We start from the raw sequence: 24,815 nt of genomic DNA, 5'->3' as shown, positions 1-24,815 counted from the left end.
CGGGATGAGGGGGAGACCGGGACATTCGTCGGATCGAGACTGACATCCAAATCGACTGAGGAAGCCCCACCATGTGGTTGAAAGACACGAGCCCGCCGGAACGCCGGGTCCTGGGTGCCGCCTTCGCCGGATACGGCGTCGATGCCTTCGACTACATGGTCTACACCTTCCTCATCCCGACCCTCGCGGTGGTCTGGGGTCTGACCAAGGTGGAAGCGGGCAACATCGCCACCGCCGCCCTCGTCACCTCGGCGATCGGCGGATGGGCCGCGGGCATCCTGGCCGACCGCTACGGGCGGGTGGTGGTCCTGCAGGCGACGGTGGCATGGTTCACCGTCTTCACCGTGCTCTCGGGCTTCACCCAATCCTACGAGCAGTTGCTGTTCACCCGAGCCATGCAGGGCTTCGGCTTCGGCGGCGAGTGGTCGGTCGGCTCGGTGCTGATCGCGGAGACGATCCAGGCCCGCTACCGGGGCAAGGCGGTGGGGCTGGTGCAGTCGAGCTGGGCGGTGGGCTGGGCCTGCGCCGCCGTCGCCTTCTGGGCGGTCTTCGCCCTGGCCGAGCCGGCGCAGGCATGGCGGATCCTGTTCTGGCTCGGCGCCGTGCCCGCGGTGCTGATCTTCTGGATCCGCCGCAACATCGAGGACCCGGAGGTCTATCGGCGCACCCGCTCGGCGATGCGCGAGGCGGGCGAGCGCGGCAACTTCCTCGCGATCTTCTCCCGGGACCTGATCGGCCGCACGGCCCTGGCGAGCCTTCTGGCGACGGGGATGCAGGGCGGCTACTACGCCGTGACCACGTGGCTGCCGACCTACCTCAAGACCGAGCGCAACCTGTCGGTGCTCAACACCAGCGGCTACCTGCTGATGCTGATCTTCGGCTCGTTCCTCGGCTACCTGACGAGCGCCTACCTCTCCGACCGGATCGGCCGCCGCAAGGGCTTCATCCTGTTCGGCTTCTGCGCCGGCCTGCTCGTGCTCGGCTACACGCTGATCCCGATCACCGACACGATCATGCTGTTCCTGGGCTTCCCCCTCGGCTTCTTCCTCTCGGGCGTGTTCTCGGGGATGGGCGCCTTCCTGAGCGAGCTGTTCCCGAGCCGGGTGCGCGGCTCGGCCCAGGGCTTCTGCTACAATTTCGGCCGGGCCACGGGGGCGGTGTGTCCCGCGCTGGTGGGCTACCTCAGCGGATCGCTGACGCTGGGCGTGGCCATCGGCGTCGTGGCGGCCAGCGCCTATTGCCTCGTGATCCTGGCGGCGCTTCTCTTGCCGGAGACGGCGGGCCGGGAGCTCGACATGCAGGGCGAGTCGGCGGGCGAGCCCGCTCCGGCGGCGGTGGCCTGAGGGCGGACAGGACAGGGCAGGGGAGTGACAGCGATGGCGAGCGTCGACCTCAACGCGGATCTCGGCGAGGGCTACGGGGCCTATGCCTGCGGCGACGACGCGGCGATGCTCGCCGTCGTCACCTCCGCCAACGTCGCCTGCGGCCTCCATGCGGGCGACCCGGAGATCATGGCGGAGACGTTCCGGCTGGCGAAGGAGCGGGGCGTCTCGGTGGGCGCCCATCCCGGATTCCCGGACCTGTGGGGCTTCGGCCGGCGGCGGATGCCCTTCACCCCCGCCGAGATCGAGCGGCTGGTGGCCTACCAGGTCGGCGCGGCGGCGGCGCTCGCCGCCTATGCCGGGCACCGGATCACCTATGTGAAGGCCCACGGGGCGCTGGCCAACCTCGCCGCCGAGGACCGTGCGGTCGCCGACGCCATCGCGGGCGCCGTCCGCGCGGTGGACCGCGACCTCGCGCTGCTCGCCATCGCCCTCACCGCCCAGGTCCCGGCGGGGGAGGCGGCGGGGCTCGACGTCCACCAGGAGATCTTCGCGGATCGCGGCTACACCGAGGAGGGCCAGCTCATCGCCCGGAGCCGGCCCGGCGCGCTGATCACCGACCAGGAGGAGGCCGCCGCGCGGGTGCTGGCCATGGTGCAGGAGAGCGCGATCCTCACCCGTTCCGGGCGGCCCCTGCCGACGCCGATCCGCTCGATCTGCGTCCACGGCGATTCCGCGCACGCGGTCGGCACGGCCCGGGCGGTCCGGGCGCGGCTCGAAGGGGCGGGCGTCACCCTGGCGCCGTTCCGCCCATGACGCGCGCCCCGTCGAACGCCCCCCGCATCCTCGACGCGGGCGAGGCGGCCCTGGTGGTCGAGTTCGGCACGGCCGTCGATCCGGCGATCAGCGACCGGGTGCTCGCCCTGGACGACGCCCTCACGGCCGACAGGCCCGACGGCATCGCCGAGACGGTGCCCACCTACCGCTCCCTGATGATCCACTACGATCCCCTGGTCCTCGACCGGGACGCCCTGGCCGGGCACGTCCTGGCCCTGGCCGGCGGGGCGCCGGCCAGGGCGACGGCGCCGGCCTGCTGGCTGCTGCCCTGCTGCTACGAGGCGCCCCATGGGGAGGACCTCGCCGCGGTGGCCGCGCTGATCGGGCAGTCGCCGGAGCGCACCGCCGCGATCCATGCGGGGGCGACCTACCGGGTCTACATGTACGGTTTCGCGCCGGGCTTCGCCTATTGCGGCGGCCTGCCCGAAATCCTGGCCGTCCCCCGGCGTCCGAGCCCGCGTCCGCCGCACCCGACGAACGCGGTCATGGTGGGGGGAGGCCTCGCGGCGGTGGCCACCGTGCCGATGCCGACCGGCTGGTACGTGCTGGGGGCGACGCCCTGCCGGCTCTACGCGCCGGAGCGGAAGGACAGCTTCTTCGTGCGTCCCGGCGACGCGATCCGGTTCGAGGCCGTGGACGCCGCGACCTTCGCCGGACTCGCGGAGCGCGAGGCGGCGGGCGAGCGGGTCGCCCGGCGGCAGGAGGGGGCCCGATGAGCGTGCTGGCGATCGAGGCCGCCGGGCCCGGCGTGACCCTTCAGGACGGAGGCCGCCGGGGCTACCTGCGCTTCGGCATCACCGCCGCCGGGCCGATGGACCCGCTGATGTTCGCCACCGCCAACCGGGCGGTGGGCAATCCCGTGGGCGCCACCGCCGTCGAGGTCTCGACCGGCGGCCTCACCGTGAGCGCGCCGGAGGGACCGTTGGGCCTCGCCCTGGTCTCGGCGGGGTTCCGCGCCACCCTCGGCGACGAGGCGCTGCCGACCGCCTGCGCCTTCACCCTGGAGCCCGGCCGGACGCTGACCGTCCGGGCGGGGAGCAGCGGCGCCTGGGGCTACCTCGCCGTGGCGGGGCGGATCGCCGTGGCGCCGGTCCTCGGCTCGACGGCGACCCATACCCGCTCGGCGCTCGGCGGCCTCGGCGGACGGGGCCTAAAGGCGGGCGACCGCCTGCCCGTCGCCGACCTCCGCCAGGGGGAGGGGGCGGCGCAGCGCCTCCTCGCGCCCTGGCTCGACCGGGACCCGACGCGGATCCGTGTCCTCCTCGGCCCGCAGGACGACTATTTCGCCCCCGACCAGATCGCCGCCTTCCTGGCCGGGCCGTGGACGGTCTCCCCCCGGGGCGACCGGATGGCCTGCTTCCTCGACGGCACGCCGCTGTCCCATCGGAAGGGCCACGACATCGTCTCGGACGGGGTGGCGATGGGGGCGATCCAGGTGCCGGGCAACGGCCTGCCCATCGTGCTCATGGCCGACCGGCAGTCGACCGGCGGCTATCCGAAGATCGCCACGGTGATCGGGCCCGATCTCGGGCGCCTCGCCCAGGTCCAGGGGGGCGGTCGGATCGCGTTCTCGAAGGTCTCCGTCGCGGAGGCCGTCGCCGCCCGCCGGGCCGAGGCGGAGGCCCTTCGCGGCGAGGTGCCGCGAGAGCCGCTGCTGCGCACGGACTTCCCGGCGGAATTCCTGCTCGGGCTGAACCTCGTCGGCGGCGTCACCGACGGGGGGGATGCTCCTCACCGTCATGGCGAGCGAAGCGAAGCCATCCAGGGCGCCGCCGCATCCTGAAGCGTTTCGCTGCCTTGGGTCGCTCCGCTGCGCCCGCGCTGACGAGGGTCGGCCACGAAAAAGGGCGCGGACCCCTTCGGATCCGCGCCCCTGATCGATGAGCCTTCAAGGCTTAGTACGGGCGGCCGTAGAGCGGCGAGGTCGGGTCGATCCGGTCCACGAAGGACAGGTCGACGTTGCGGACCGCGCTCGACCGGGCGCCGATGAACGGGCCGTTGGTGATCGGATCGGGCAGGATGCCGTTGCCGTAGCGGTCGCTCGGGCCGTAGGGCGGGGTCAGCGCGTTGGACGCCGCGATCAGGTAGGGGTTCAGGGCGGGATTGCGCGAGCCGCCGGCGCCGGGGACGTTGGAGGTCAGCGGCACGTTACCGGCATCGAGCCAGGAGCGCGGGCGGACGCGGATCGGGAGCGGGCGGCTGACCCGGTAGACCGGGCCGGACGCGAAGCCATCCTGCGCCTGGGCGGGGGCCGTGGTCACGGCGCCGAGGCCGGCCACGGTGAGGGCGCCGAGGAGGGCGGTGGTGAGGGAGCGCATGGCCGACCTTCGCATGAGAGTGCCATCATTGTGGCGGCCGAAGCTTAACAGTTCGCCGCCTCTGTGGAGAAGACGCCCGAGCTCTCAGGGAGTTCCGGCCGAATAGCTGCGCTTGTGCGCTTTGCCACATTAGTGCCTCAATTTTTCGTGCTCGGCCGCCTCCGCTCGATGGACCCCGTCCGCCCGGCGGGGTCGGCGCTCGCGGCCCCGGCGGCATCGCAGGCGCTGCGGCTCCGGGATTGCCGGAACTGGGCCGTGGTGGTGAGGTCGCCCTGATCGTCGAGGTCGAGGGCATCGAGGGTGCAGGCGAGCGCCCTCGGCTCGGCCGGGCCGCCCAGGGGCGCGCAGAGGAAGCCGTCGATCCGCAGGCCGGCCTGCGCCACGACGAAGCCCGTGCAGGTGCGGGTGAGGGGGCCGGCGAGGGTCATCTCGGCGGTCTCGACGGGGCCGAAACGGGACGCGACGACGCCCCGCGGCCCGGTGCGCAGGACCGAGAGGGGCAGATCACCCCGTGCCGCCAGGGCCGCCCGCCGGGCCACGAGGACGAACAGCCCCGGGGCGCGCTCCGCCCCGATGCCCCGGGTGAGGGCGAGGCGCAGGACCGGCGCCTCGATGGCCGAGAAGCTTCCCCGGCCGAGCACGTCCTCCCGCAGGCCGGTCTTCGGGTCGATCCGCCCGGGCTCCACGCGGACGGGGTCGATGCCGGGCTCGGCAAGGCGCAGGGGCGCGGGGCCGACCACGGCCGGCGCCCCGGCCGCACGCTGGAGCGTCGGCGCCAGTTCCGGGGATGGGGGGACCCGCGCCAGCAGGGCGAGGCCCGCGACGGTCGCCGCGGCGGCGGCGAAGCGGACCGGCAGGCCGATGGCGGCGAACCCGCGCCCGGTCCCGCCTTCCCCGTCGTCGTCGATGGCTTGGCTGTGCATGGATCCCCGACCCGCCCCGGCACCCCGGTCGGGGGCAGCCTGCACGGGCGCGCCCCACCAAGGCGTTTCCCGGCGCCGGCTTTCGCGGGACAGGGTGAATCCTTGCTTGCCCATGCTGCGGCGCGGCAGTGCGGCCTTGACACCGCCCCGCGTTCCGGCGTCTTGCTGGGGCCATGGCCGTCGGCGCCGGTTCCGTCAGGGACCGGGTCCGCGGCCGCGCCCGTTTGCTGGCGAGACGGACCGGCGCGAACGATCCCGCCGCCGGCATCCTCCGAGGAGAAGCGCAACACCCGGATCGTTCGGGGTTCATCACGCGCGGAGATCAAGAGATGGGTTACAAGGTCGCCGTCGTCGGCGCCACGGGCAACGTGGGCCGCGAGATGCTCGATATCCTGGCCGAGCGGGCTTTCCCCGCCGACGAGGTCGTGGCGCTGGCCTCGCGCCGCAGCCAGGGCCAGGAGGTCTCCTTCGGCGACAAGACCCTGAAGGTCAAAGTCCTCGACACCTATGATTTCTCCGACACGGACATCTGCCTGATGTCGGCCGGCGGCGAGACCTCGAAGGAGTGGTCCCCCCGCATCGGCCAGCAGGGCTGCGTCGTGATCGATAACTCGTCGGCCTTCCGCTACGATTCCGACGTGCCGCTGATCGTGCCCGAGGTGAACGCCGACGCCATCGTGGGCTTCACCAAGCGCAACATCATCGCCAACCCGAACTGCTCCACGGCGCAGCTCGTCGTCGCCCTCAAGCCCCTGCACGAGGCGGCCACGATCAAGCGCGTCGTGGTCTCGACCTACCAGTCCGTCTCCGGCGCCGGCAAGGAGGCGATGGACGAGCTGTTCAACCAGACCCGCGCCGTGTTCACCGCCGGCGAGATCAAGCAGGGCGGCAAGTTCACCAAGCGCATCGCCTTCAACGTGATCCCGCACATCGATGTCTTCATGGAGGACGGGTACACGAAGGAAGAGTGGAAGATGGTCGCCGAGACCAAGAAGATGCTCGACCCCAAGATCAAGCTCACGGCCACCGCCGTGCGCGTGCCGGTCTTCATCGGCCATGCCGAGGCGGTGAACGTGGAGTTCGAGCGTCCGCTCTCGGCGGAGAAGGCCACGGAGATCCTCCGGTCGGCGCCGGGCATCCTCGTGATCGATAAGCGCGAGAACGGCGGCTACATCACCCCGCACGAGGCGGCGGGCGAGGACGCCACCTACATCTCCCGCATCCGCGAGGACGCGACGGTGGAGAACGGCCTGAACTTCTGGTGCGTCTCCGACAACCTGCGCAAGGGCGCGGCCCTGAACACCGTTCAGATCGCCGAGGTGCTGGTGAACCGCAAGCTGATCAACAAGGGCAAGCAGGCCGCGTAAGCCATGGACGCGGTGGGGGTGTACGCACCCTCACCGTCATGGGGAAGCCACCGCCCCGTCCCTGCGAGGCCGGCGACTTCATTCAGGGCCGCCGGCCCTTCTCGACCAAGACGCGTCCCGAGATTGCGTCGCTCCGCCAGCCATGACGGCGTCGGTCGTGGGCGCCGGGGACGCAGCTGCGCGTCGCCCGAACGCGTCGCCCTCCCTCAAGCCCCTCACCGTCATCGCGAGCGTCAGCGGAGCAACCCAGGGCTGCGGGGCCTTCCCGGCCGGGGCGCGTCCCCGAATTGCTCCGCTCCGCACGCCATCTGGGCGCAGGGCGCCTTAGTGCCCGCCGAGATAGGCCGCCTTCACCGCCGGGTCTTTCTTGAGCTGCGCCGCCGGGCCCTGGAAGCGGATGCGGCCGTTCTCCAGCACGTAGCCGTGATCCGCCACACCCAGGGCCGCCATGGCGAACTGCTCGACCAGGAGCATCGTCACCTTCTCGTCCTTCAGCTGGCGGATGATCCGGAAGACCTCCTCCACCAGCTTCGGTGCCAGCCCCATGGAGGGCTCGTCGAGGAGGAGGATCTCCGGGCGCAGCATCAGCGCCCGGCCCATGGCCAGCATCTGCTGCTCGCCCCCCGAGAGGGTGCCCGCCAGCTGGTTGCGGCGCTCCTTCAGGCGCGGGAACAGGGCGAAGGACCGGTCCCGGTCGGCGGCGATGTCGCCCTTGGGCCGGGAGCCGGTGAGCCGCGGGAAGGCTCCCAGGGTCAGGTTGTCCTCCACCGTCAGGGTCGGGAAGACCCGGCGCCCCTCCGGCGAGTGGGCCAGCCCCTCGCGGGCGACATCGTGGCTCTCCAGCCCGGCGATGTCCTTCCCGTTGAGGCGGATCGTGCCCGAGCGCGGGCGGATCATGCCGGAGAGGGCGCGCATGGTCGTCGTCTTGCCGGCGCCGTTGGAGCCGATCAGCGTGACCACCTGCCCCCTGGGCACCTGGAAGGTCAGGCCGTGCAGCACCTCGACCTGGCCGTAGCCGGCGTGGAGACCCTGGACCTCAAGCATGGACGGTCTCCGCATCGGTGCCGCCCATCTCGCCGGGGGCGCCGAGATAGGCCTCGATCACCTTCGGGTCCGCCTGCACCTCGCGGGCGCCGCCCTCGGCGATCTTGTGGCCGAAATCGAGGACGCTGACCCGGTCGCACAGGCCCATGACCACGTCCATGTGGTGCTCGATCAGGATGACGGTGATGCCCGCGTCCCGGATCTTGCGGATGATCGCCACGAGGTCGGCGATGTCCGGGGCGGTGAGGCCCGCGGCGGGCTCGTCCAGCAGCAGCAGCACGGGATCGAGGGCGAGCGCCCGGCCGATCTCCAGGAGGCGCTGCTTGCCGTAGGGGAGGTTGCGCGCCTCCGTCTGCGCCAGGGCGCCGAGCCCCATGAAGTCGAGGATCGCCATCGCGCGGGCGCGGGCCTCCTTCTCCTCGCGGCGCCGCCGCGGGGTGCCGAGGATCGCGTCGAACAGGGTGCCCTTGAAGGTGTGGTGGAGGCCCACCAGCACGTTCTCCAGGGCGGTCATCTCCCGGAAGAGCTGGACGTTCTGGAACGTCCGCGCCACGCCCGCCAGGGCGATCTCCGAGGGCGTGCGCCCGTCGAGGCGCTGCCCGCCGCCGACGGCCAGGGTCACGGAGCCGGCGGTGGGTTTGTAGATGCCCGTCAGCACGTTCATCATCGTGCTCTTGCCCGAGCCGTTCGGGCCGATGAGCCCGTGGATCGTGCCGGGCTTCACCGTCAGGTCGACGCCGGCCAGGGCCTTGAGGCCGCCGAACTGCATCAGCGCCTGATCGACCTTGAGCAGGGCCTGCGCCCCGGCATCGCCCCGCTGGGCGATGAGGGCCGAGCCCTCGGCCGAGACGCTGTGCCCCTCCGCCGTGTGGGCCGGGCGGAGCGCCGGCACCGCCTGCCGCAGGAAGCCGACGATGCCGTCCGGCAGGTAGTAGACCACGAACAGGATCAGCAGGCCGAACACCGTCAGCCGGTAGTCGGTGACCGATTCCATCGCCATCGTGGCCGGGAAGAACAGGATGCAGAGCGCCACGGGGATCAGCACGGCGAACCAGTTGTCGCGCTTGCGCAGGAAGGCCTGCACGCCGACGACGAAGGCCACGGCGGCGATGATCCCCGCCATGATCCGCACCAGCCCGATATCGGCGAGGATGTTGGGCATCATCACGATGATCACCGAGCCGATCAGCGGCCCGGAGCGGGACTTGCGCCCGCCCATGGTGACGGCGAGCAGGAACAGCACCGTCAGCTCGAAGCTGTAGGTGTTGGGCGAGACGTAGCGCTCCGACCACGCGAACAGCGCACCCGAGAGGCCGGCGAGCCCGGCCGAGACCACGAAGGCATAGACCTTGTAGCGGTAGACCGAGACGCCCATGCAATCGCAGGCGATGGGCGAGTCGCGCAGGGCCTCGAAGGCGCGGCCGAAGGGCGAGCGCACCACCCGGTTCACCAGGACGATGGTGGCGAGCAGGCAGGCGCAGACGAGGTAGTAGAACTCGAGCTTGCGCCCGGCCGCCCCCCAGGGGGCCTGCATCCCGAGGAGGGAAAAGTCGAGCACCCGCACCGGGGGCAGGGTGATGCCCAGCGGGCCGTTGGTGATCGGTGTCAGCTCGTTGATGAAGATCTGGATGATGGTGCCGAAGGCCAGCGTCACCATGGCGAGGTAGGGCCCGCTCACCCGCAGCGCCGGCACGGCCAGGATCGCGCCGAAGGCCGCGGTGAGCCCGATCCCGGCCACGAGGCCGAGCCAGATGCCGATCTTGAAGTGGAAGAACAGCGCCGCCGCCGCGTAGGCGCCGATGCCGAACAGCCCGGCATGGCCCAGCGAGACCTGCCCGGTATAGCCGACCACGATGTCGAGCCCGAGGATCAGTATGGCGTAGATCGCGATCACGATCATCAGGTGCACGTAGTACGTGCTCGTGATGACGTGCGGGAACGCGGCGAGGAACGCGACGAGGAGCAGCCCGCCGACCCACCCCAGACCGCGGCTCACGGAGGCGGGGGCGGACGGGGTGGTGGCCGGCGCGAGGGCGGTGTTCGCCATGTCGGTCAGACCTTCTTGATGACGGCCTTGCCGAACAGGCCGACCGGGCGGATCGAGAGCACGACGAGGAGGAGGATCAGGCCCGGCACGTCTTTGTAGCCGGTGGAGATGTAGAAGCCGGTCAGCGTCTCCGCGACGCCGAGGATCAGGCCGCCGACGATGACGCCGAGGCCGGATTCCAGGCCGCCGATGATCGCCACCGCGAAGGCCTTGAGGGCCAGCACCGAGCCCATCGTCGCCCCGGTGAGCGTCACCGGCGCCACCAGCACGCCCGCGAAGGCCGCCGTCATGGCGCTGATCGAGTAGGAAAGGGTGATGACGCGCTTGGTGTTGATGCCCATCAGCCCGGCGGCGTCGATGTCGTTCGAGGTGGCGATGACCGCCTTCCCCCAGATCGACTTGCGGTTGAACACCTCGACGGCGAGCATCATCAGCAGCGCGCCGGCCACGATCAGCACCTCCATCGGCAGGATGCGGACGCCACCGAGTTCGATCGCCGCCTCCGGCAGGGGCGAGGGGAACTTCAGGTCGTCCCGCCCCCAGATGTTCTCGGCCACGTTCTTGAAGATGATGCCGAGGGCGATGGTGGCCATGATCCACCCGTACTCGGACTTGATCTTGATCGCCGGCCGCACGGCCAGCCGCTCGACCACGGCGCCGAGGCCGAAGCCGAAGACCAGGACGAGGGGGATCATCAGCCAGTAGCCGGTGAACGGCACCACGGTGAGGCCGAACAGGGCGCCGAGCGCCAGCGCCTCGCCCTGGCCGAAATTCAGGGTCTTCGAGGTGGCGAAGGTGAGCTGGTAGCCGAAGGCGATGGCGGCATAGATCATGCCGACGGCGACGCCCGAGGCCACGAGTTGCAGGAAGATGGTCATGGCCGGCCTGGGGTCCAGTCTTTCGCGGAGGTCGGTCGTGGGAGCAGTTCGGGGTCACGCCCCGGTTCGGCGTCCCCACCGTCATCGCGAGCGCAGCGAAGCAATCCAGAGTAACGGGCCGCTTCCAGAGGGAGCGTGTCCCTGGGTCGCTTCGCTGCGCCCGCGATGACGGAGCGGGTTCACTGCGGGCTTCGGCGCCCCGGGCTCGCACCCGGGGCGCCGCATGCCCGACGGTCAGTTCGAGGACTTTTCCTTCATGCGGACGGTGCCGGCGTTCTTGGCATCGTCGGGGTTGGCGTAGACGATCTTGCCGTCCTGCACCTTGCCGAACACGACCATGTTCCGCGACACCGCGTTGTGATCCTTGCCGGTGAACGGGTGGTCGTAGGTCGTCACCACGCCCTCGACCTTGGTGTTCAGGTTCTCCAGGGCTTCGCGGATCTTCGGCCCGTCGGTGGAGCCGGCCTGCTTGATCGCCGCGGCGATCAGGTAGATCGAGTCGTAGCCCTGGGCGCCCGCCACCGGGGTCGGGATCTTCGTCACGCCGTAGGTCTTGTAGTAATCGTCGAGGAAGGCGGCGCGCTTCTGCACGGTCTTATCCTCGATGAAGGTCTGCGGCATGATCACGCCGTTGCCGTTGGTGCCGGCGATATCGATGAAGCTCTGCATCGAGGCCGGCCACGAGGCGACCATCGGCACCTTCCAGCCGAGCTTGGCCATGCCGTTGGTGATCTGCGCCAGCTCCGGGCCGATGCCGTAGGCGAGGATCACCTCGGCGCCGGCTTCCTTGGCCTTGAGAAGCTGGGCCGTCATGTCGACGTCCTTGATGTTGAACTTCTCGACGGCCACCGCCTTCATCTTCTTGGCGGCGAGCTGCTTCTCGATATCCTCGCGGCCGAGCTGGCCGTAATTGGTCGAGTCCGCCAGCACCGCGATCTTCTTGTGGCCCTGGCGCAGGGCCTCGTCCACCATCATGCCGGCCTGGAGCGTATCGTAGGCCGAGTTCCGGAAGACGTAGTTGTTGTCGTAATCGGGCGCCTTGAACTGCTCGGTGATCACCGTGCCGGTGGCGACGTTGTTGAACACCGGAATCTCGGCTTCCTGGTAGAAGCGCTGGGCGGCGAGCGCCACGCCGGTATTGATGAAGCCGACGGTGGCGACGACCTTTTCCTTGTTGATGAGCTCCTGCGCGACCTGCGCGCCGACCTCGTTCTTGGCCTCGTCGTCGCGCTCGACAAGCTGGATCTGCTTGCCCAGCACGCCGCCGGCCTTGTTGATCTCCGCGGCGGCGAGCTTTGCGCCGTCGCGCATGGAGACGCCCATGGAGGACGAGCCGCCCGTGTAGGGTCCGGTCAGGCCGATCTTGATCGCGTCGGCGGCGAAGGCGGGGGTGATGCGGAACGGTGCGACGCCGAGGGCGGTCGCACAGAGCAGCGCGCCGACGAAGGCGCGTTTGGTCACGATCATCGTTTCCTCTCCCATGCCGGGACGGCGCCCGCGCTATCCCGACGTTACGGCTCGATCATTCTGGAGTCGCACAACCGGCCGGGGCGGGGCCTTGCGGGCCTCTCACCCCAGTTCGCTGCCCGCGCGGTATGCCCTTCGCCGTGGCAACTGTCGTGCGGTAACGCACCTTTGAAGGCAACGTCGCCGTAACGTCAAGGTCTCATTAAAGGCAGCGCACACTCTGTTCGCGAAAACGCGAGAAGTACCCAGCAGCGCGAAACTTGAGCTCTACGAAGAATTGGGAACAGGACGATATCCGCCGTGGATGAAATCGACGCGGCGGACGTGGGGTTCAGCAATCGTTCGGTCTATCGCGACGCGGTCGGCGACACCGCACAAACGGAGCCTTCGTCGCGCGGCGGGGCGATCCGCGGGGTACGGCCCGGGATCGCCCCGCAGGGCTGGGATGCCTGCGGTGGCCGGGGGCCTTAAGCCATCCCGAGGGCCTGGAGATACAACTCCAGGATCGCCTCCTGCTCCTGGCGCTCGCTGTGGTCCTGTTTGCGGATGCGCAGGATCGTGCGGACGGCCTTGGCGTCGAACCCACGGCCCTTCAGCTCGGCGAACACCTCCTTGATGTCGCCCATGATGCCGGCCTTCTCCTCCTCGAGGCGTTCGAGCCGCTCGATGAACTGCTTCAGCTCGTCGGCGGCGACGCCCTCCGCGGAGGAAACGTCGCCGGCGGTCGGCGTGCCCGTCCGGGGCATCGAATGCGCGTTCATGGGGATCTCCGGTTGCGCGCCGCATCGGGCGCCCTGGCCGTGTTGGTTAAGCGGTCAAGCTTACCGGAAACTTATCCGCCGAGTCCCGCTCAATGGCCGCCCGGGCCGTGGCCGAAGGCCGCCTGCTGCGTCGGGGTCGCCTCGGTCTGGTGGCGTTCCTTCCACGTCTCGTAGGGCATGCCGTAGACCGCCTCGCGGCTCTCGTCCTTCGACAGGCTGAGGCCCTTGGCCTCGGCCGCGTCCTTGAGCCAGTTGGAGAGGCAGTTCCGGCAGAAGCCGGCGAGGTTCATCAGGTCGATGTTCTGGACGTCGGTGCGGGTGCGCAGGTGCTCCACCAGCCGCCGGAACACCGCCGCCTCCAGTTCGGTTTGCGTCGCCGTGTCGATCTCGGCCATGGCTGTCGTCCTTCGTGTCGGGGGTCAGGCGGCGAGGAGGGGGGCGAGGATCCGGGCGAACCGGGCCGCCCAGTCGCGCTGGCCCTCCTCGGCGGCGATGAGGTCCTGCCGGATCTCCACCAGGGCGTTGGGCAGGCCGCGGACGCTGGCGTGCCGGTCGATCGTATCGCCGGGCAGGCCGCCGCCATAGGGGTCGTTGTCGCCGACGACGAGCCCGGCCGGGTCGGCCCCCAGCGCGGCGATGAGGGGGCGGGCGAGGCGATCGTCGTGGTCGTAGAGGATGCCCACGTGCCAGGGCCGGGGCACCCCGCGCCAGTAGGGCGTGAAGCTGTGGATCGTCACGAGGGCGGGCACCCGCCCGGCGCCCTCCGCGGCCGCCAGGGCCGCCGCGATCCCGGCATCGAAGGGCTCGTAGAACCGGGCGATCCGCGCCGCCTTGCCGGCCTCGTCGATCCGGGCGTTGCCCGGCACCACGGCGCCGTCCGACAGGCGCATCACCAGGGTCGGGTCCGCCCGGCCGCGGTTCGGGTCGATGATCAGGCGGGAGAAGTTGGTGAGGACGGCCGGAGCGTTGAGGGCCCGGGCGAGGGCCCGCGTCACCCCGGCCGCGCCGATGTCGTAGGCGATGTGCCGGGAGAACTCCTCCGGCGCCACGCCCAGGGCGATGTCCGGGGGCACGAAGTTCGAGGCGTGGTCGCAGGCGAGGACGAGCCCGCAGGCGGGATCGCCGGGGATGATCTCGCAGGGGTGCGGACCGGGATCGGGGGACGCGTCGGGCTCCGGGCGGATCACTCGAAAAAACTCGCTGGCCGGAATCGGGAAGGGGCGGATAGGGACGGTCACGCGCTTGCCGTCGCGCGGCGGCTCGGGCACAGCACCTATCAAGGATCGTGCGCTCACGGCAAGGAACGGGCCCGCCGCCCCGGCAGGGGCGGGGATCGCACGGCCGGTTCGGGCGCCTCCCGCCGGGAGGGCCCAGGCAAACAAGAACTGCGCGCCGCCCCGCCGGGAGACGGCGCCGAGGGAGCCCGTCGAACGCCATGTCCCAGACCGCCAGCCCCAGCCCCGACGTCGCGGCGCAGCGCGCCCATCTCGACGCCTTCCTCACCGCCGCGATCCGCGCCGCCCACCCGGACCTGTGCCTGCCGGCCCACCTGCCGCCGCCGAGCCCCGGCCGCCTGATCATCCTCGCCGCGGGGAAGGCCGCGGGCAGCATGAGCGCGGTGGCGAGCCGGTTCTACCGGCAGGAGCACGGGCTCGGCGACGACCGGATCGTCGGGCTGGCGGTGGCCCGCCACGGCTACGGGCAGGACGCGCCGGGCATCCGCATGGTGGAGGCCGGGCATCCGGTGCCGGACCAGGCGGGCATCGACGCCACGGAGGAGGTGCTGCGCCTCGCCGCGGCGGCGGGGCCGGAGGACGAGGTGCTGGTGCTCCTCTCCGGCGGCGGCTCGGCCAACTGGATCGCCCCGGCGGGGGACCTGACGCTCCCTGAGAAGCAGGGCATCACCCGGGCCATCCTGCGCTCCGGCGCGCCGATCGGCGAGTTCAACACGGTGCGCAAGCACATCTCGCGGATCAAGGGCGGGCGCCTCGCCCAGGCCGCCCGCAACGCCCGCTCGGTGCTGACGCTCGCCATCTCGGACGTGCCCTTCGACGATCCGGCGGTGATCGCCTCCGGCCCCACCGTCCCCGACCCCTCGACCCTGGCCGACGCCCGGGAGATCTGCCAGCGGCGGAACATCCCCCTGCCGGAGGCGGCCGTGCGGCTCCTGAACGATCCGGCCAACGAATCGCCCAAGCCCGGCGACCCGATCTTCGCCAACGCCTCCTACCGCATCATCGCCCGGCCCCAGGACGCCCTCGACGCGGCGGCGGCGGCGGCGCAGGCGGCGGGCTACGAGACGTTGATGCTGGGCTCCGACCTTGAGGGCGAGGCCCGGGTGGTCGCCGCCGAGCATGCGGTGGAGGCCAAGCGCTACCGGGATGCCGGCCGGCGCGTCGCCCTGATCTCCGGGGGCGAGCTGACGGTGACGATCCGCGGCGAGGGCCATGGCGGCCCGAACCAGGAATACGCCCTGGCCCTCGCCCTCGCCCTCGACGGCACGCCCGGCATCAGCGGCATCAGCGCCGACACGGACGGCACCGATGGCGGGCGCGGCCTCGCCACCGATCCGGCGGGGGGCCTGATCGACCCGACGACGCTGGCCCGCGCCCGCGCCGCCGGCCTCGATCCGGCCGCGATGCTCGACCAGAACGATTCCACCGCGTTCTTCGCCGCCCTCGGCGATCTGGTAAATCCCGGCCCCACCTGCACGAATGTCAACGACTGCCGCATCATCCTCGTCGGCTGACGCCCGGCGGGACCGGCCGCCATCCGCGCAGGCCGGTCCTCCCATCCCCACCCTCATCCCGAGGTGCCGCGAAGCGGCCTCGCAGGAGGGCTCAGGGGATCGTCACGCGTTCCGGACCCCTCCTTCGAGGCCGTCGCCCGCGCGACGGAGCCTCAGGATGAGGGGGTGGCTGGGGCGAGCCGTGCCGCTGGCGGCCCTCGTCCTCCTCGCGGGGCCGGCCCGGGCCGACCTCCGGCTGTGCAATCAGACGGAGAGCAAGGTCGGGGTGTCACTGGGCTACCGCGACACCCAGGGCTGGGTCACCGAGGGCTGGTGGGAGCTGAAGCCGAAGGGCTGCGAGACGCTCCTCTCCGGCTCGCTGGTGGCGCGGTTCTATTACGTCTTCGCCGTCGACTACACCCGGGGCGGCGAATGGGGCGGGCGGGCGCTGATGTGCACCCGCGACGCGGAGTTCACCATCCGCGGGATCGAGGACTGCCTCGCCCGCGGATTCGACCGCAACGGCTTCTTCGAGATCGACACCGGCGAGCAGAAGAACTGGACGATCCAGCTCACCGAGCCCGAGCGCTCACCGGCCACCGCCGCCAAGCCCTGACCCGGTAACGGCGAGGGCCTCCGAACCGCCGCCGTCCTTGCGAGCGCAGCGAAGCAATCCAGCGGGCCGCCACCTCCGGAAAACGCCCGCCGCCCTGGGTCGCGTCGCTGCGCTCGCGATGACGGGGAGGGCTCCAGAACCACCGCCGTCTTTGCGAGCGCAGCGAAGCAATCCAGGGAGCCGCCACCTCCGGAAAAGCCCCGCTGCCCTCGGCCGCCGCGCTAGCCGCGCGAGGGCGGGGTGGCACGGTCGACCCGGTAGTGGATCGGCTTGAAGCTGCCGTTGTTGGACTGCAGCGCCGAGCAGGCGGTGAGGCCGATGACGAGATCCGCCTCCGCCTCGAAGACGATGCGGTCGCCGGCCTTGCTCAGGGGGGGCGCCACGGTGATCGCCCCGGTCGTCCCGTCGATGGGCACGTTCATGAAACAGTTGAACGCCACCGGGATCCGGTCCGGCGCGATCCCGTAGGGTTCCAGCGCCGCCGCAAGGTTGCCGAAACAGCCCCGGTGGGGCTGCGTATCGCCGTAGATGATCCGGAACGTGTCCGCCGAGCACGGCGTCAGCAGGAAGTCGTGCCGCCCGACCGTGTCCTCCACGATGCGCAAGAGCACGTTGGAGCGGTTCGAGTAGAGCGGATCGCCCGTCGTCAGGTAGATCCGGCTCGCGTAGTCGAGCGTCCGCCCCGAGGAGATCACCTCGTCGAGGTCGTGCCGGTTGTAGGCGACGAGATCGGCCACCTGCTCCCCGCGCGGGTCGATCACCGTCAGCCGGTCGCCCCGGTCGAGGGTGAAGGCCACCCCTGAGCGCGGCGCGATCTCGCAGGCGCCGTCGGCGGCCTCGGCCAGCCCTTCCATGGAACACATCCTCTTCCGCTCCTCCGGCCCGGGACGGCGGCCCGGCCTGCGGGAACGCCGACCGGGCCGATCCATTCGCGGCGTGGGTTCAGGCCGCGCCGTCGAAGAGCGGGAGATCGAACGGGTGGACCGGCTCGCGGGTGGGGGCGTCGCCGTCGGGGCCGGCCTCGGCCCGCGGGACGAAGGGGCAGCGCCAGTCGGGATCGACCTGCCGCCCGCTGTACTGCCGTGCCTCCGACGCCTCACCGTGCCGCGCCAGCATCGGGTTGGCGCTGCCGGCGAAGGCCTCGTCCCGCTGGAGGATCGAGGCACGCAACTTCTCGTAGCGTCCCTCCGCCCGAAGCCGGGCGAACTGCGCGTGGAGGTTGAACACCATGACCGGGTGCGGGAACCGCCGGGCCGGGCGGCTCGCCCCGGGGTGCAGGCCGACCACGAAGAACGCCTCGCCGCCGAAGCTCAGCGAGAAATGCGGGTTGTCCGGATCGGTCGCCACCGACCCGTCATAGGGCTGGCCCAGCCACGAATCCTTGTCCGACAGGGATTGCGCCCTGGCCCACAGGCTCTCCTCGAACCGCTCCTCGGTGATCGATCCGGGCCCTTCGAACACCACCGCAAAGCTCTGGAACAGGTCGGGCGACTCCCTGTACCCGACGATGAACGCCAGAAGAGCGGGGTAAATCCGCATGTCGTCCCAGCCCGACGTGATGTCTCGGGCCACCACGATCTTCAAGCGCCCCCGTGAAAGGGCCGATTTCGCGCCGACGCAGGGAAACGGAGGATCTTGGATGAACTCTCGAAAGGCACGGGCACACGGGTGCTCGCGGTCGTCGCGCGGTAGTTCCATTTTATCTCTGCTTTTCCACAACTAGGAAATGCCTAAGCCTTAGGCAGCACGCGCCTGGCAATTGGCCAACCTCACGGGGCCTTGAGCGTTCCTGGCTGCGACAGCGTGTTTTCTCGGGATGCGCCGGCCGGGCCGGTCCCCGCCCGCTTGACGGCGCGGCGCCCCGGGTGCTCAGACCCCCGGGACGGACCGCCCGCTACCGAGGGTAGCGCACACAAGGTCCCGGAGGGCCGCCGCTTGAAACGTTCCCGCCGCACAAAGATCGTCGCGACGCTCGGCCCCGCTTCGGATACGCCGGAGATGATCGAACGGCTGTTCAAGGCCGGCGTGGACGTCTTCCGCCTCAACATGAGCCACCTGTCCCGGGAGAAGCTGCCCGAGAAGGTCGAGATCATCCGCGCCATCGAGCGCGAGGCGAAGCGGCCCATCGGCATCCTCGTGGACCTCCAGGGGCCCAAGCTCCGCCTGGGCGTGTTCGCGGACGGGGCGGCGATGCTGGTGCAGGGGGCGGAGTTCGTCCTCGACGGCGACCCGACCCCCGGCGACGTCACCCGCTGCCATCTCCCCCACCCGGAGATCCTGGAGGCCCTGGAGCCCGGCCACGCGATCCTGCTGGACGACGGCAAGCTGCGCCTGGCGGTGACCGAGACCACGGGCACCCGCGCGGTGACCCGCGTCGAGGTCGGCGGGCGGATCTCGAACAAGAAGGGCGTGTCGCTGCCGCACACGGTCCTGCCCGTGCCGGCGATGACGGAGAAGGACCGCTCCGACCTGGAGGCCGGCCTCAACGCGGGGGCGGACTGGATCGCCGTGTCCTTCGTCCAGCGGCCGGAGGACGTGGCCGAGGTGAAGAAGGTCTGCGCCGGCCGCGCCCTGGTGATGGCCAAGATCGAGAAGCCGCAGGCCCTGACCCGGCTCGATGAGATCATCGAGGTGTCCGACGGCCTGATGGTCGCCCGCGGCGACCTCGGGGTCGAGATGCCCCTGGAGCAGGTGCCCGGCGTCCAGAAGCGCCTCACCCGCGGGGCGCGCCGGGCCGGCAAGCCGGTGGTCGTGGCGACGCAGATGCTCGAATCGATGATCACCGCCCCGGTGCCGACCCGCGCCGAGGTCTCGGACGTGGCGACCGCCGTCTACGAGGGCGCCGACGCGGTGATGCTCTCGGCCGAGAGCGCGGCCGGGTCCTACCCGATCGAGGCCGTGACGACGATGAGCCGGATCGCCGAGCAGGTGGAGCGCGACGCGCTGTACTGGTCGATCATCGGGGCCCAGAACGCCACCCCCGACCACACCGCCGCCGACGCCATCGCCGCGGCGGCCCACCAGATGGTCAACGCCCTCGACCTCGAGGCGATCATGGCCTGGACCAATTCGGGCTCGACGGTGCTGCGCCTCACCCGCGAGCGCCCGAACGCCTCGGTGATCGCCCTCACGCCCCGCCGGGAGACGGCCCGGCGGCTGGCCATCGCCTGGGGCGTCCACCCCATCGTGACGAAGGATGCGAGCGACGTGGACGACATGTCCTTCCGCGCCGCCAAGTTCGCCGTGCGCGAGAAGTTCGCCGCGGTGGGGGACCGGATCATCGTCGTCGCCGGCCTGCCCTTCGGGACGCCCGGCGCCACGAACCTCGTGCGCCTCACCTTCATCACCCGGGAGCACGCCGAGAAGGCGTGACCGGTCAGGGGGGGTCGATCAGGGCGCCGAGACCGGCGACGTTTTCCGTCGCAGGGTGGCTTCGAGATCTGAGACGGCCCCCGCGAGGGCGTCCGGCGCCGTGTAGTGGAGCATGTGCCCCACCCCCGGCAGCAGCACGAGGTGGGCGTCCGGGATCGCCCGCGAGAGCGGCACGGCCTGGGCGTCCGCCCGCACGATCGGGTCGGCGGCGCCGGCGACGACGGTCGTCGGGAGGCGGAGGGATCCGTAGCGCGGGCTCATCGCGGCCAGGGCGGAGGGGAGGCCGACGAGGTCCTGCACGTTGGCGAGCAGCGTCCCCGGCCTCAGGACCAGGGCGGAGCGCGAGGTTTCGAGGTAGCCCGGCACGGGCTCCTCGGGCTTGAACACCCGCCGCCCGACCTCGCCGAGATAGGCGAGGGCGACGGGGGGCCCCACCGTGCGGCTGAGCACCCACAGGACCGGCGGCTTGAGGGCGAGGCGCCAGTACCAGGGCAGGGTCATCGGCCCCGGCATCGGCATCGCCACCGGGGCGGCGAGGACGAGGCCGGAGACCCGATCCGGGTAATCGAGGGCCAGGGCCAGGGCGAGGGCCCCGGCCCAGGAATGGCCGAGGACGATGGCCGGGCCGATCCTGAGGGCGGCGAGGGCCTGCGCGATCAGCCGGGCCTGCGCGGCGGGGTCGGCATCGCCGCCGCCGCCGGGACGATCGCTCCAGCCGAAGCCCGGTCGGTCGAAGGCCACCACGCGGAAGCCCCGCGCGGCCAGCAGATGCCCGACGCCCCCCATCGGGTCCGCGGAGTTGGCCGAGGCCCCGTGCAACAGCACCACCGGCGGCCCGTCCGCCGGCCCCGCCTGCATCGTCGCGAGCCGGCCCCCGGGCACGTCCACGAACGGCCCGGCGGGGGGATAGAGCGCGCCGACCCGCAGGGAGATGATCAGGCTCGCCATCGCCCCGAGGAGCAGGACGAGCCCCACCGCCGCGAAGGGAAAGGCGAGGATGACGAGGAGGAGGGCGGCGGCGCGCCCCATCACCGGAGGACCGCCGGAGCCGGCACGACGCGCGGATGTCTCACAGGTCGCGGCCATCCACGTCGGGGGCGAGGCGGTCCACCGCCTCGCGGATCTTGTCCATCGTCGGGTAGAGGGCGAGGGCCCGGCGGAAGGCCGCGAGCGCCTGCCGCTTCTCGTCCATCGATTCGTAGATCTTGCCCAGCGCCGACCACGCCTCGAAGTGGCGGGGTTCCAGCACCAGGGCCCGCTGCAGGTCGGACACCGCCTCGCCCTTGTCGGAGAGCAGCCAGAACACCGTCGCCCGGCGGTTCCAGCCTTCGGCCCAGTTCGGGTCGAGGGCGGTGGCCCGGTCCATCAGTTCGGCGGCGAGGGCGAAGTCGCGGCCGGTCATCGCCTGCCGCGCCCGGTCGGTGAGGAGGTCGACGGTGGCGCTCCCCGACCGGTCGAGCCGCTGTTCGATGAGCCGGGCGATGCCCCGGGCCTCGGCCGGGTCGTCGCTGGCCTTCAGGCGCTCGAACAGGGCGTCGAGGGTGGGCGCCATGGGGGCGGGCTTTTGAGGCCCCTTCGCCGGGGCGGGGCGCCCCATCCCCGCATTGCCCTCGGAGGGCGCGGCGGACGCCCCCGCCGCAAGGGGCAGGGCGGACAGGAGGAGCAGGAGGGCGGTCGGGCAAGCGCGCGGCATGACCGCAAGCTGCGGCGGACCGGCCTCCGCGTCAACGCGCCGTCGTGCCGCGTCGCCCCACGCAGGAAAGCCGCGCCCGGGGGGACGCGGCTTTTCGATCCGATGCGCGGACGGCCGGCTCACGAGACGACCGCTTCACCTCCCCCGTCACCGCAGGCCCGAGGGCGATGCGATGAGGATGGTGCGAGGCTCAGCCCTGGCGGGCCTTGAAGCGCTTCTGGGTCTTGTTGATGATGTAGACACGGCCCTTCCGGCGCACGAGCTGGTTGTCGCGGTGGCGGCCGAGCAGGGACTTGAGGGAGTTGCGGATCTTCATCTGTCTCTCGGCCCGCGAGGGGCCGTCCAGGAACGGGGTCTGTCGAAAACGTCCGGCCGGTCTCGGGACACGCAGGGCGTGCCCGGCGACGACGGCTCAGGCATCGCGGGATCGGCGCCGCCATATCAGGATTCGTCCCCCGGAGGCAAGCCTTGGGCTCCGCCCCCGCGGTCGAGGAGGGGCGGGCCGGGGTGGCGGTGCGCCCCCGAAGACACTCGGGATGGCCGCGCCCGCTCGGAGGCGCGAGGACTCACGCCCTCGCGTAGGTCCCCGTCAGGCTGCCCTTGGCGAGCACGTGGCCCTGCATGGCCTCGACCAGCGCCTCGCGGCCGGACCCGGCATCGAGGTCGAGCCGCCGGGAGAGGGCGTAGACCTGGAAGAGGTACTGATGGTCGCCGTGGCCGGTGGGCGGGTCCGGCGGCAGCCACCCGGCCTTCATGAAGCTGTTCTTGCCGAGGGTCGGGCCGGCGGCGGCCTCGCCCGCGGCGGCGCCCTCGGCGAGGCGGCCTGCGGGGTCGATGTTCCAGGCCAGGAGGTGGACGAGGGGCCGGGGCGTCGGGCTGCCGGCGTCTTCCACGATGACGGCGAGGGCGGCCGTGCCCGGCGGCAGGCCGTCCCAGGCGAGGGGCGGGGAGGTGCCCTCGCCGTCGGCGGTGAAGCGCGGCGGAATGGCGGCCCGGTCGGCGAAGGCGTCGCTCGACACCCGCACCTCCGGGGGCGCGTCGGGGAAGGCGGCGTGGAAGGTGGTCCCGTCGAGACCGGCCTTCACGCCCGACAGGGCCTCGCCCAACACACGGGGCATCTTCTCAAGCATCGGGCACTCCTTCTGACGCCGGTCAACGGCGCAGGGGGGCGCCTGTTCACGCCGGCCGCGCGGCGCTCAGCATGTAGTTGACCGCCGTGTCGCGCCCGATGCGCCAGCCGTCGTCGAGGGGGTTGTAGACGACGCCGGCCGTGTCGGAGACGCGGAGCCCCCCGGCCCGGATCGCGGCGGACAACTCGTCGGGCTTCACGAACTTCCCCCAATCGTGGGTGCCCTTCGGCAGCCAGCCGAGGACGTATTCCGCGCCGACGATGGCGAGGGCGAAGGAGCGCATCGTTCGGTTGAGGGTGGCCGCGAACAGCAGCCCCCCGGGCTTCACCGCGGCGCAGGCGCTGCGCACGAAGGCCGGCATGTCGGAGACGTGCTCCACCACCTCCATGATCAGCACGGCGTCGAACGTGGCCCCGGAGGCGACCACCTCCTCGATGGTCTGCGCCCGGTAATCCACCGGCACGCCCGCGGCCTCCGCATGGGCGCGGGCGACGGCGAGGTTGCGCTCGGCCGGGTCGAGCCCCGTCACCGTGGCGCCGAGCCGGGCCAGGGGCTCCGACAGGACGCCACCGCCGCAGCCGACGTCGCAGACGGTCAGGCCGTCGAGGGCGAAGGGCGCCTGCGGGTCGCGGCCGTGGTGGCGGCAGAGGGCGTCGCGGATATAGCCGAGGCGCACCGGGTTGAACCGGTGCAGCACCCGCATCGGCCCGGCCTCGTCCCACCACGTGGCGGCCAGGGCATCGAACCGCGCGACCTCCTCCCGGTCGACGAACCCGCCCGCATTCTCCCGCGCCAACATGAGGCCGCCCCTTTTCGATCCGCCGCGACCTCCACCCCATCTGGGGGGCGAGCGCAAGCGGCGCGGCTGTCGCGCCGGGGGGACGCCATGGGCTCGGGCACGGCCCCGAGGGCGGCGGCGGACACCCTCGCGGCTTGGCCGGACGTTGACAGTGCGGACCGGCGCGAGTACCCGCGACACCCGTCCGGGGCCGGGCCCCGGCCGGTCTTCGGCGGGACGCCCGCTCCGGCTGCACGGGCTTGGAAACGTTCGAAGAATGCCCCGTCTGGTGATGAAATTCGGCGGCACGTCCGTCGCGAACCTCGACCGCATCCGCAACGTCGCGCGCCACGTGGCCCGTGAGGTCGCGGCCGGCTACGAGGTCGCCGTCATCGTCTCGGCGATGTCGGGCAAGACCAACGAAATGGTCGAGTGGGTGAAGGACGCCAACGCCCTCTACGACACGGCCGAGTACGACGCCGTGGTCGCCTCGGGCGAACTCGTGACGGCGGGCCTGCTGGCCATCGCCCTCCAGAAGGAGGGGCTGAAGGCGCGCTCCTGGCAGGGCTGGCAGATCCCGGTCCTCACCTCCGAGGCTCACGGCTCGGCGCGCATCGCCGACATCCCCTCCGCCAACCTCGATGCCGGGTTCGCCCGGGGCGAGGTGGCGGTGATCGCCGGCTTCCAGGGCATCCACGCCGAGAGCGGCCGGGTGACGACCCTCGGCCGCGGCGGCTCGGACACCTCGGCGGTGGCCGTGGCGGCGGCGATCGGCGCCGAGCGCTGCGACATCTACACGGACGTGGACGGCGTCTACACCACCGATCCGCGGATCGTGCCGAAGGCCCGGCGCATGGAGCGCGTGACCTTCGAGGAAATGCTGGAGATGGCCTCGCTGGGCGCCAAGGTGCTGCAGGTGCGCTCCGTCGAGCTCGCGATGGTGCACCGGGTGCCGACCACCGTCCGTTCCTCCTTCGACCCGCCGGACGCCGCGCGCCCGGGCACCCTCATCTGCGACGAGGACGACATCGTGGAACAGCAGATCATCACCGGGATCGCGTTTTCCCGGGACGAGGCGCAGATCACCCTGCGCCGGGTCAAGGACAGCCCCGGCGTCGCCGCCGCGATCTTCGGCCCCCTGGCCGACGCGAACATCAACGTCGACATGATCATCCAGACGGTCTCGGGCGACCAGTCGACCACCGACATGACGTTCACGGTCCCCTCGGCGGAGTACCAGCGCGCCCGGGCCATCCTCGACGAGGCGAGCGGGCAGATCGGCTACGCCCAGATCGAGGGCGCCACGGACGTGGTGAAGGTCTCGGCCATCGGCGTCGGGATGCGCAGCCATGCCGGCGTCGCCGCCAAGGCGTTCCGGGCGCTCGCCGAGAAGGGCATCAACATCCGCGCGATCACCACCTCCGAGATCAAATTCTCGGTATTGATCGACGCCGCCTACACCGAGCTGGCCGTGCGCACGCTCCATTCCCTCTACGGGCTGGACCAGGCCTGAGGCCCGGCCGGGCGCCGCCTG

At 71.5% G+C, this 24,815-nt stretch carries 25 protein-coding genes; 9 read left to right on the top strand and 16 right to left on the bottom strand.

Annotated features, from left to right (window positions below; genetic code table 11):
• The first annotated feature begins 71 nt into the window (after positions 1-71).
• From MKK53_RS21310 to MKK53_RS21295, 4 genes are read left to right on the top strand one after another with little or no spacing between them, the layout of a single operon-like run.
• Positions 72-1,343, top strand: a complete 1,272-nt coding sequence (locus tag MKK53_RS21310) for an MFS transporter (RefSeq protein WP_243930771.1) — start codon at positions 72-74, stop codon at positions 1,341-1,343.
• Between the two features lie 33 nt (positions 1,344-1,376).
• A complete protein-coding gene (locus MKK53_RS21305) occupies positions 1,377-2,138 on the top strand; it encodes a 5-oxoprolinase subunit PxpA (RefSeq protein WP_243930770.1) in 762 nt (253 codons plus the stop codon).
• Positions 2,135-2,875 (top strand): 5-oxoprolinase subunit B family protein, encoded by a 741-nt coding sequence (locus MKK53_RS21300; RefSeq protein WP_243930769.1) that lies wholly within the window; start codon positions 2,135-2,137, stop codon positions 2,873-2,875. The genes MKK53_RS21305 and MKK53_RS21300 overlap by 4 nt, the downstream gene beginning before the upstream one ends.
• Complete coding sequence (locus MKK53_RS21295; protein WP_243930768.1) at positions 2,872-3,942, top strand: biotin-dependent carboxyltransferase family protein; 1,071 nt, start codon at positions 2,872-2,874, stop codon at positions 3,940-3,942. The genes MKK53_RS21300 and MKK53_RS21295 overlap by 4 nt, the downstream gene beginning before the upstream one ends.
• Before the next feature lie 112 nt (positions 3,943-4,054).
• Here MKK53_RS21295 and MKK53_RS21290 read toward each other — a convergent pair whose 3' ends face one another.
• Together MKK53_RS21290 and MKK53_RS21285 are read right to left on the bottom strand one after the other, a co-directional pair.
• Complete coding sequence (locus tag MKK53_RS21290) at positions 4,055-4,477, bottom strand: hypothetical protein (RefSeq protein ID WP_243930767.1); 423 nt, start codon at positions 4,475-4,477, stop codon at positions 4,055-4,057.
• Between the two features lie 137 nt (positions 4,478-4,614).
• Positions 4,615-5,400, bottom strand: coding sequence for a hypothetical protein (locus MKK53_RS21285; protein ID WP_243930766.1), 786 nt, complete (start codon positions 5,398-5,400; stop codon positions 4,615-4,617).
• Between the two features lie 329 nt (positions 5,401-5,729).
• On the opposite strand from MKK53_RS21285, the gene MKK53_RS21280 reads away from it, so the two are divergent.
• Complete coding sequence (locus tag MKK53_RS21280) at positions 5,730-6,767, top strand: aspartate-semialdehyde dehydrogenase (RefSeq protein WP_243930765.1); 1,038 nt, start codon at positions 5,730-5,732, stop codon at positions 6,765-6,767.
• 324 nt (positions 6,768-7,091) lie between these two features.
• Here the strand turns inward: MKK53_RS21280 and MKK53_RS21275 are convergent, their stop codons facing one another.
• From MKK53_RS21275 to MKK53_RS21245, 7 genes are all read right to left on the bottom strand, one after another.
• Positions 7,092-7,811: an ABC transporter ATP-binding protein gene (locus tag MKK53_RS21275; protein WP_243930764.1), complete on the bottom strand. Its 720-nt coding sequence runs from the start codon at positions 7,809-7,811 to the stop codon at positions 7,092-7,094.
• Positions 7,804-9,858 carry an ABC transporter permease subunit gene (locus MKK53_RS21270; protein WP_243930763.1) on the bottom strand — a complete coding sequence of 685 codons (2,055 nt, stop codon included), beginning with the start codon at positions 9,856-9,858 and terminating at the stop codon, positions 7,804-7,806. Before MKK53_RS21270 ends, MKK53_RS21275 begins: the two co-directional genes overlap by 8 nt.
• A 5-nt stretch (positions 9,859-9,863) precedes the next feature.
• Complete coding sequence (locus tag MKK53_RS21265; protein WP_243930762.1) at positions 9,864-10,736, bottom strand: branched-chain amino acid ABC transporter permease; 873 nt, start codon at positions 10,734-10,736, stop codon at positions 9,864-9,866.
• Positions 10,737-10,970: 234 nt separating this feature from the next.
• Positions 10,971-12,203, bottom strand: coding sequence for an ABC transporter substrate-binding protein (locus tag MKK53_RS21260; RefSeq protein ID WP_243930761.1), 1,233 nt, complete (start codon positions 12,201-12,203; stop codon positions 10,971-10,973).
• A gap of 467 nt (positions 12,204-12,670) precedes the next feature.
• Positions 12,671-12,949 (bottom strand): DUF2312 domain-containing protein, encoded by a 279-nt coding sequence (locus MKK53_RS21255; RefSeq protein WP_243930855.1) that lies wholly within the window; start codon positions 12,947-12,949, stop codon positions 12,671-12,673.
• Positions 12,950-13,053: 104 nt separating this feature from the next.
• Positions 13,054-13,359 carry a DUF1244 domain-containing protein gene (locus MKK53_RS21250; RefSeq protein ID WP_243930760.1) on the bottom strand — a complete coding sequence of 102 codons (306 nt, stop codon included), beginning with the start codon at positions 13,357-13,359 and terminating at the stop codon, positions 13,054-13,056.
• A gap of 24 nt (positions 13,360-13,383) precedes the next feature.
• A complete protein-coding gene (locus MKK53_RS21245) occupies positions 13,384-14,151 on the bottom strand; it encodes an N-formylglutamate amidohydrolase (protein WP_243930759.1) in 768 nt (255 codons plus the stop codon).
• Positions 14,152-14,399: 248 nt separating this feature from the next.
• On the opposite strand from MKK53_RS21245, the gene MKK53_RS21240 reads away from it, so the two are divergent.
• Entirely contained in the window at positions 14,400-15,713 is a 1,314-nt protein-coding gene (locus MKK53_RS21240; protein WP_243930758.1) for a glycerate kinase, read from the top strand.
• Positions 15,714-15,870: 157 nt separating this feature from the next.
• On the top strand, positions 15,871-16,308 hold the full coding sequence (locus MKK53_RS21235) for a DUF1036 domain-containing protein (protein WP_243930757.1): 438 nt from the start codon (positions 15,871-15,873) through the stop codon (positions 16,306-16,308).
• A gap of 221 nt (positions 16,309-16,529) precedes the next feature.
• On the opposite strand, the gene MKK53_RS21230 is transcribed toward MKK53_RS21235, so the two are convergent.
• Both MKK53_RS21230 and gntA read right to left on the bottom strand, forming a co-directional pair.
• The gene (locus tag MKK53_RS21230) at positions 16,530-17,162 is read right to left on the bottom strand and encodes a DUF1989 domain-containing protein (protein WP_243930756.1); all 633 of its coding nucleotides are present in this window, start codon (positions 17,160-17,162) and stop codon (positions 16,530-16,532) included.
• 88 nt (positions 17,163-17,250) lie between these two features.
• Positions 17,251-18,006, bottom strand: coding sequence for a guanitoxin biosynthesis heme-dependent pre-guanitoxin N-hydroxylase GntA (gntA, locus tag MKK53_RS21225; RefSeq protein WP_243930755.1), 756 nt, complete (start codon positions 18,004-18,006; stop codon positions 17,251-17,253).
• 237 nt (positions 18,007-18,243) lie between these two features.
• Here gntA and pyk point away from each other — a divergent pair, with 237 nt between their 5' ends.
• On the top strand, positions 18,244-19,680 hold the full coding sequence (gene pyk, locus MKK53_RS21220) for a pyruvate kinase (RefSeq protein ID WP_243930754.1): 1,437 nt from the start codon (positions 18,244-18,246) through the stop codon (positions 19,678-19,680).
• 18 nt (positions 19,681-19,698) lie between these two features.
• On the opposite strand, the gene MKK53_RS21215 is transcribed toward pyk, so the two are convergent.
• The 5 genes from MKK53_RS21215 to ubiG form a co-directional block, all read right to left on the bottom strand.
• Positions 19,699-20,709, bottom strand: a complete 1,011-nt coding sequence (locus tag MKK53_RS21215) for an alpha/beta fold hydrolase (protein WP_243930753.1) — start codon at positions 20,707-20,709, stop codon at positions 19,699-19,701.
• A gap of 40 nt (positions 20,710-20,749) precedes the next feature.
• Positions 20,750-21,373, bottom strand: a complete 624-nt coding sequence (locus tag MKK53_RS21210) for a tetratricopeptide repeat protein (RefSeq protein ID WP_243930752.1) — start codon at positions 21,371-21,373, stop codon at positions 20,750-20,752.
• Between the two features lie 190 nt (positions 21,374-21,563).
• On the bottom strand, positions 21,564-21,689 hold the full coding sequence (gene ykgO, locus MKK53_RS21205) for a type B 50S ribosomal protein L36 (protein ID WP_238207227.1): 126 nt from the start codon (positions 21,687-21,689) through the stop codon (positions 21,564-21,566).
• Between the two features lie 250 nt (positions 21,690-21,939).
• Positions 21,940-22,503, bottom strand: a complete 564-nt coding sequence (locus MKK53_RS21200) for a YbhB/YbcL family Raf kinase inhibitor-like protein (RefSeq protein ID WP_243930751.1) — start codon at positions 22,501-22,503, stop codon at positions 21,940-21,942.
• Positions 22,504-22,549: 46 nt separating this feature from the next.
• Entirely contained in the window at positions 22,550-23,302 is a 753-nt protein-coding gene (gene ubiG, locus MKK53_RS21195; RefSeq protein WP_243930750.1) for a bifunctional 2-polyprenyl-6-hydroxyphenol methylase/3-demethylubiquinol 3-O-methyltransferase UbiG, read from the bottom strand.
• Between the two features lie 256 nt (positions 23,303-23,558).
• On the opposite strand from ubiG, the gene MKK53_RS21190 reads away from it, so the two are divergent.
• Complete coding sequence (locus tag MKK53_RS21190) at positions 23,559-24,794, top strand: aspartate kinase (protein WP_243930749.1); 1,236 nt, start codon at positions 23,559-23,561, stop codon at positions 24,792-24,794.
• The last annotated feature ends 21 nt before the right edge of the window (positions 24,795-24,815 follow it).

Source organism: Methylobacterium sp. J-076, assembly GCF_022829405.1.
Lineage (GTDB): Bacteria > Pseudomonadota > Alphaproteobacteria > Rhizobiales > Beijerinckiaceae > Methylobacterium.
Note: the sequence above shows the minus strand (reverse complement) of the source record. Positions and strands in the feature narration are given on the sequence as shown.

What these genes read in the sequence shown, in the direction of transcription:
- MKK53_RS21305 (WP_243930770.1), top strand. Translation starts at nt 1,377, where the DNA reads ATGGCGAGCGTCGACCTCAACGCGGATCTCGGCGAGGGCTACGGGGCC.
- MKK53_RS21290 (WP_243930767.1), bottom strand. Translation starts at nt 4,477, where the DNA reads ATGCGCTCCCTCACCACCGCCCTCCTCGGCGCCCTCACCGTGGCCGGC.
- MKK53_RS21215 (WP_243930753.1), bottom strand. Translation starts at nt 20,709, where the DNA reads ATGGGGCGCGCCGCCGCCCTCCTCCTCGTCATCCTCGCCTTTCCCTTC.
- ykgO (WP_238207227.1), bottom strand. Translation starts at nt 21,689, where the DNA reads ATGAAGATCCGCAACTCCCTCAAGTCCCTGCTCGGCCGCCACCGCGAC.
- MKK53_RS21200 (WP_243930751.1), bottom strand. Translation starts at nt 22,503, where the DNA reads ATGCTTGAGAAGATGCCCCGTGTGTTGGGCGAGGCCCTGTCGGGCGTG.
- MKK53_RS21250 (WP_243930760.1), bottom strand. Translation starts at nt 13,359, where the DNA reads ATGGCCGAGATCGACACGGCGACGCAAACCGAACTGGAGGCGGCGGTG.
- MKK53_RS21265 (WP_243930762.1), bottom strand. Translation starts at nt 10,736, where the DNA reads ATGACCATCTTCCTGCAACTCGTGGCCTCGGGCGTCGCCGTCGGCATG.
- gntA (WP_243930755.1), bottom strand. Translation starts at nt 18,006, where the DNA reads ATGGAACTACCGCGCGACGACCGCGAGCACCCGTGTGCCCGTGCCTTT.
- MKK53_RS21235 (WP_243930757.1), top strand. Translation starts at nt 15,871, where the DNA reads ATGAGGGGGTGGCTGGGGCGAGCCGTGCCGCTGGCGGCCCTCGTCCTC.
- MKK53_RS21210 (WP_243930752.1), bottom strand. Translation starts at nt 21,373, where the DNA reads ATGCCGCGCGCTTGCCCGACCGCCCTCCTGCTCCTCCTGTCCGCCCTG.
- MKK53_RS21310 (WP_243930771.1), top strand. Translation starts at nt 72, where the DNA reads ATGTGGTTGAAAGACACGAGCCCGCCGGAACGCCGGGTCCTGGGTGCC.
- MKK53_RS21295 (WP_243930768.1), top strand. Translation starts at nt 2,872, where the DNA reads ATGAGCGTGCTGGCGATCGAGGCCGCCGGGCCCGGCGTGACCCTTCAG.
- MKK53_RS21280 (WP_243930765.1), top strand. Translation starts at nt 5,730, where the DNA reads ATGGGTTACAAGGTCGCCGTCGTCGGCGCCACGGGCAACGTGGGCCGC.
- MKK53_RS21190 (WP_243930749.1), top strand. Translation starts at nt 23,559, where the DNA reads ATGCCCCGTCTGGTGATGAAATTCGGCGGCACGTCCGTCGCGAACCTC.
- MKK53_RS21275 (WP_243930764.1), bottom strand. Translation starts at nt 7,811, where the DNA reads ATGCTTGAGGTCCAGGGTCTCCACGCCGGCTACGGCCAGGTCGAGGTG.
- ubiG (WP_243930750.1), bottom strand. Translation starts at nt 23,302, where the DNA reads ATGTTGGCGCGGGAGAATGCGGGCGGGTTCGTCGACCGGGAGGAGGTC.
- MKK53_RS21240 (WP_243930758.1), top strand. Translation starts at nt 14,400, where the DNA reads ATGTCCCAGACCGCCAGCCCCAGCCCCGACGTCGCGGCGCAGCGCGCC.
- MKK53_RS21270 (WP_243930763.1), bottom strand. Translation starts at nt 9,858, where the DNA reads ATGGCGAACACCGCCCTCGCGCCGGCCACCACCCCGTCCGCCCCCGCC.
- MKK53_RS21285 (WP_243930766.1), bottom strand. Translation starts at nt 5,400, where the DNA reads ATGCACAGCCAAGCCATCGACGACGACGGGGAAGGCGGGACCGGGCGC.
- MKK53_RS21230 (WP_243930756.1), bottom strand. Translation starts at nt 17,162, where the DNA reads ATGGAAGGGCTGGCCGAGGCCGCCGACGGCGCCTGCGAGATCGCGCCG.
- MKK53_RS21255 (WP_243930855.1), bottom strand. Translation starts at nt 12,949, where the DNA reads ATGCCCCGGACGGGCACGCCGACCGCCGGCGACGTTTCCTCCGCGGAG.
- MKK53_RS21300 (WP_243930769.1), top strand. Translation starts at nt 2,135, where the DNA reads ATGACGCGCGCCCCGTCGAACGCCCCCCGCATCCTCGACGCGGGCGAG.
- MKK53_RS21260 (WP_243930761.1), bottom strand. Translation starts at nt 12,203, where the DNA reads ATGATCGTGACCAAACGCGCCTTCGTCGGCGCGCTGCTCTGTGCGACC.